1 protein-coding gene is annotated in these 4,574 nt (G+C 43.4%); it reads right to left on the bottom strand.

Annotated elements, in window-relative coordinates:
- Positions 1-3,935, bottom strand: a 3,935-nt coding sequence (locus NY014_RS16330; RefSeq protein WP_354003195.1) for a DUF7507 domain-containing protein, incomplete at its 3' end; no start/stop codon positions are given.
- Between the last annotated feature and the right edge of the window lie 639 nt (positions 3,936-4,574).

Genomic DNA, 4,574 nt, shown 5'->3' on the forward strand with positions numbered 1-4,574 from the left:
AGGGTTCCCACATTCTCGTTGAAGCCCGTCAAAGGATCCGTGATCGTCACATTGGTCAAGGTCACGTTTCCGGTGTTGGTCACCGTCAAGGTGTAAGTCACTTCCTTACCCGCTGCATTCACCGTGGTAGGATCTGCTTCCTTCACAATCTGAATGCTCGGTGCCTGGGTAACAGTCACTGTCGCATCGTCCTCATCAGATACCTGAGCATCTCCGAAGTTTCCTGTAGCCGTAGCCACGTTCACAATCGATCCGTTGTCAATATCCGCCTGAGTCACTTCATAAGCAGTCTCTCTTACCACTACCTGACCCGGTGCTACTGATCCAACGTTTTGGTTGAATCCAGTCAACGGATCCGTGATTGTTACATTCTGCAAGGTCACGTTCCCGGTGTTGGTCACCGTCAAGGTATAGGTCACTTCCTGACCCGCTGCATTCACCGTGGTAGGATCTGCTTCCTTCACGATCTGGATTGCTGGTCGCTGGGTAGCAGTCACTGTCGCATCGTCCTCATCGGATACCTGAGCTTCACCGAAGCTTCCTGTAGCCGTAGCCACGTTCACAATCGATCCGTTGTCAATATCCGTCTGGGTTACGTTGTATACTGTCTGTCTCACCACTACTGCATCCGGTGCCAGGGTTCCAACATTCTCGTTGAAGCCTGTCAAAGGATCCGTGATGGTTACATTCTCAAGGGTCACGTTGCCCTCGTTGGTTACAGTCAAGGTGTAAGTCACCTGCTGACCTGCAGCATTCACCACAGTAGGGGATGCAGTCTTATTGATTCCGATCGCAGGAGTAGGGACAAAGAATTCGGTATGGTCATCTTCATCACTTACTGTGCTCTGATCCGGAGCAGTTGCATTTACAGTAGCAATATTGGTAAAGCTTCCTGCGTCAATGTCTTGCTGGGTCAATACGTATTCCGCCGTGAAGGTAGAATTGTCAGACGCTTGCGGCGCTAAGCTCGCAATCGGTCCGCCTAACACTGCTACTTTCGGATCGTCAATCGTTACACCCGTCAAGGTCACGTTACCCGTGTTGGTTACGGTGAAGGTGTAAATCACTTTATCTCCTTCATTCTGCAATTGATCATTATTGGTATCCTCATAGGTTCCGTTTTTGATCAATTCAATGTTAGGAAGTTGATTCGCGTCTATTATTTCGGTATCTGTATCAGTGTATTCATCATTACCGAAGAATCCACTCGCTGTAGCTTCATTTACTACACTTCCATTATCTAGGTCTTCCTGAGTAATCTCATAGGTAGCAGAAAAGACTGCATCTGCACCAGGAGCCAAAGTTGCAACAGAAGCAGGACTCACCGCACTTAATCCAGAAAGAGGATCATTAACCGTTACATTACTTAAGGTAACGTTACCTGTATTAGTCACGGTGAAGGTATAAGTAATCTCATCACCTACTGTATCGTAGATTTTAGGAGCAGCTGATTTTTCAAGGCTAATATCAGGTCGCTGAATAGCAGAGATTGTTTCGTCATCAGAATCTGTATACTCAACCTGTCCCAAGAAACCACTTGCAGTAGCCTCATTGAATACTATTCCGTTATCCAAATCAGCTTGAGTGATTTCGTATGTGGCTGTAAAGAATGCATCTGCTCCCGGTGCCAATGTGGCAACTGAACTTGGTGTGATAGCACTCAATCCAGCAAGCGGATCATCAACAGTAACATTGGTCAAGGTCACATTACCTGTATTGGTTACTGTGAAGGTATAAGTAATCACTTCACCAACTTCTTCATACTCTTGCTGGCTAGCAGATTTATCAATACTGATAGAAGGGTCTTGAACAACTGGAACTTCCTCACTGTCGGTTACAGGATCAGTCTGGTCAGAATCAGCAGTCGCCGTGTTGTCAATGTCGCCGTCGCCGCCACCATTCGTGTCAACATCAGACTGGAGAATCACATAGGAACCCTGATAGTCAGCGTCCGCTCCAGGTGCCAATGTCACCCCTGTCGCAAGACTGCCTCCCAACAACGGATCGCTTACCGTAACGTTGGTCAAAGTCACATTGCCGTCGTTGGCAACATTGATGTTATAATTAATCCGGTCTCCAGCGTCTGTCAGCCCGTTGCCGTTCAAGTCGTCAACTCCTAGTACCGTCTTGTCTATCGCCAAGGACGGATCCTGATCCAATGGAACTTCCTCACTGTCGGTTACAGGATCAGTCTGGTCAGAATCAGCAGTCGCCGTGTTGTCAATGTCGCCGTCGCCGCCACCGTTGTTATCCAGGTCAGCCTGCGTAATCGCATAGCTTGTTGGAATAGTTACACTAGTTCCAGGGGCTATGGGTGAGGCATAAGTTTCATTAATTCCTGTCAAAGGATCAACTACCGATACTCCTGTCAAGGAAACATTACCAGTGTTGATTATCACTATCTCGTAGCCAATAATTTCTCCAGCCTCGTTCAATACGCCGTCTCCAGCCGCATCAACAACAACCGCTGTCTTGGTGATGCTCAATACAGGAGTCTGTGTTATCGTCGTAGTCGCATCATCCGATGCAGGATCCGTCTGATCAGTGTCAACCTCTGCAACGTTCACCAATGGAGAACCCGCATTCATGTCTGTCTGGGTCACTGTATAATCCGCAGTATATACCCATGTCTCGGTCGTCTCAAGAATGTTGTTGGTATTCAAGTCTCCGCTTGTCAGCGTAGCTCCGCCCGCAAACACATCGGTAAGCACCACGTTGGTCAAGTCCACGTTGCCCGTGTTGTCAACCGTGATCGTATACGTGATCACCTCACCAGCAGCACTTACAGTCGCCTTGTCGGCAACCTTGTCAATCGTCAGGCTACAAATATCTTGTTCAATTACTATTTCTTGGGTAAGTATACATCCACGACTATCGGACACTGTCACAGAATAAGTTCCAGCAGATAGACCACTTTGATCTTCAGCATCTGTAACCAAGCCAGAACCATCTGAGGTACTCCATTCGAAGGTGTAGGGACCATCACCGCCAGAAACATCAATATCGATTGAGCCTGTCGGTTCAACTGAACAACCATCATTGGTTTTATTATTTACCTCTAATTGAAATATCTCAAAAACTTCAACTGGCAGGGTGATACTTTTTGGATTGACAACTCCATCATCTACTGTCAAAGTGACATCATAAATCCCTGCTGCTCCAAAATTATAGCTAGGAGTCTCAACATTTGAGTCTTCAATACCATCACCATTAAAGTCCCATGACCAGCTGTAGTTTCCAACATTGCCACCAGTGGTAGCATCAAAAAAGTTTACAGTGTAATCATCACAACTAGTTTCAGATGAAAAGTTAGGAACCAAAGGAGTTCTCACTAAAAACCCAGGAGCTGACCAATAGCATTGGGCATTCCCAAGTGATGCAGGACACAATCCATCACCTGCATTTCCAGATCTCCAAGTAAGGTATATATTTTTTAATTCAATTTCTTGACCAACAGTTAATGAAAAGTCTATTACGTCATAAGGTGTGACACCATCATTATTAACATTTTCACCGGAAAATTTACAATCATACACTGAAGTGCTAAATACTCCATCAATGAAAATATCATATTGTATATATAGATTGTAAGCGTTGCTAGAACTTCCGCCAAAAATCGCTGCAATCGTACCATCAATTATTTCTCCTGGCTCGTAATCTGCATTCGGATCCAATGGTTGATGATTAGGCCCCAAAAATTGCAAATCAATTATTGTCACATTGTTTTGAGGACAACTTGGAGGATTATTTGGGTCAATCACCAAAGGTGGAGTTCCCGAAAACTGGGCTAAACTGAGGCCCGAAAGCTGAATGAAAAACAGAAACAAAAAGGAAAACTTGAATATAAAATTCAATTTCCCTGTCGATTTCAAGTCTTTAAAAAACTCACTCCCTATCGGTAAGTGATCTTTCTTGAATTTGGATACCTGGTCCATATCGTTATTGGTTAAAATTTCGAGTTCGTAATCGTTTCGCTATACTTTTCTTCGTTTTCGGTGATCGGAATCAGCTTTTTGACCTCATCTTTTCACCCCCATTTTCTCGCTTATTTTGATTTTAGAGCTGTTTTTTAGATAGTCTACTCCAAAACAAAACACTTTTATGTCGTAAAAATACACTTTTATGCTTTTCATATCCAAGCGTTTATTCAAAATTTTTTATACGAAAAGCAATTTTTTTGGTGTGAAATGTTCTTTTTTAAGGCTAAAATACAATTTTGTTTAACGAATATAGGTTGATTTTAAACAAGGTTTTGGCAATAAAGAGCTTTCGAAAAAGACTGAAAATGGACCTTGAAAGGCTGAATAGCTAATTTTTTAGAAGAATTGGATTGAATTTGTTTTTGCGGAAAAACTAAATATTGAACACATCCTTCCTTGAAAAATTAAAATTTAGATTTTTTGAAAATTTTTTGATTTTTTCTGATCGAAGGAAAGTAGATCTCTTAATTCATAAAAAAGGGACCTGTTGTAGGTCCCTTTTGTGTTTCTTGTGTTGACACCTCTTACATGGTGTCCACTTTCTTTCTTCTTCCGGTGTAGGTGAAGGCTGACTTACCCACTCTTAACTCGGTC

It is taken from the genome of Algoriphagus limi (assembly GCF_024919275.1).
GTDB classification, from domain to species: Bacteria; Bacteroidota; Bacteroidia; order Cytophagales; family Cyclobacteriaceae; genus Algoriphagus; species Algoriphagus limi.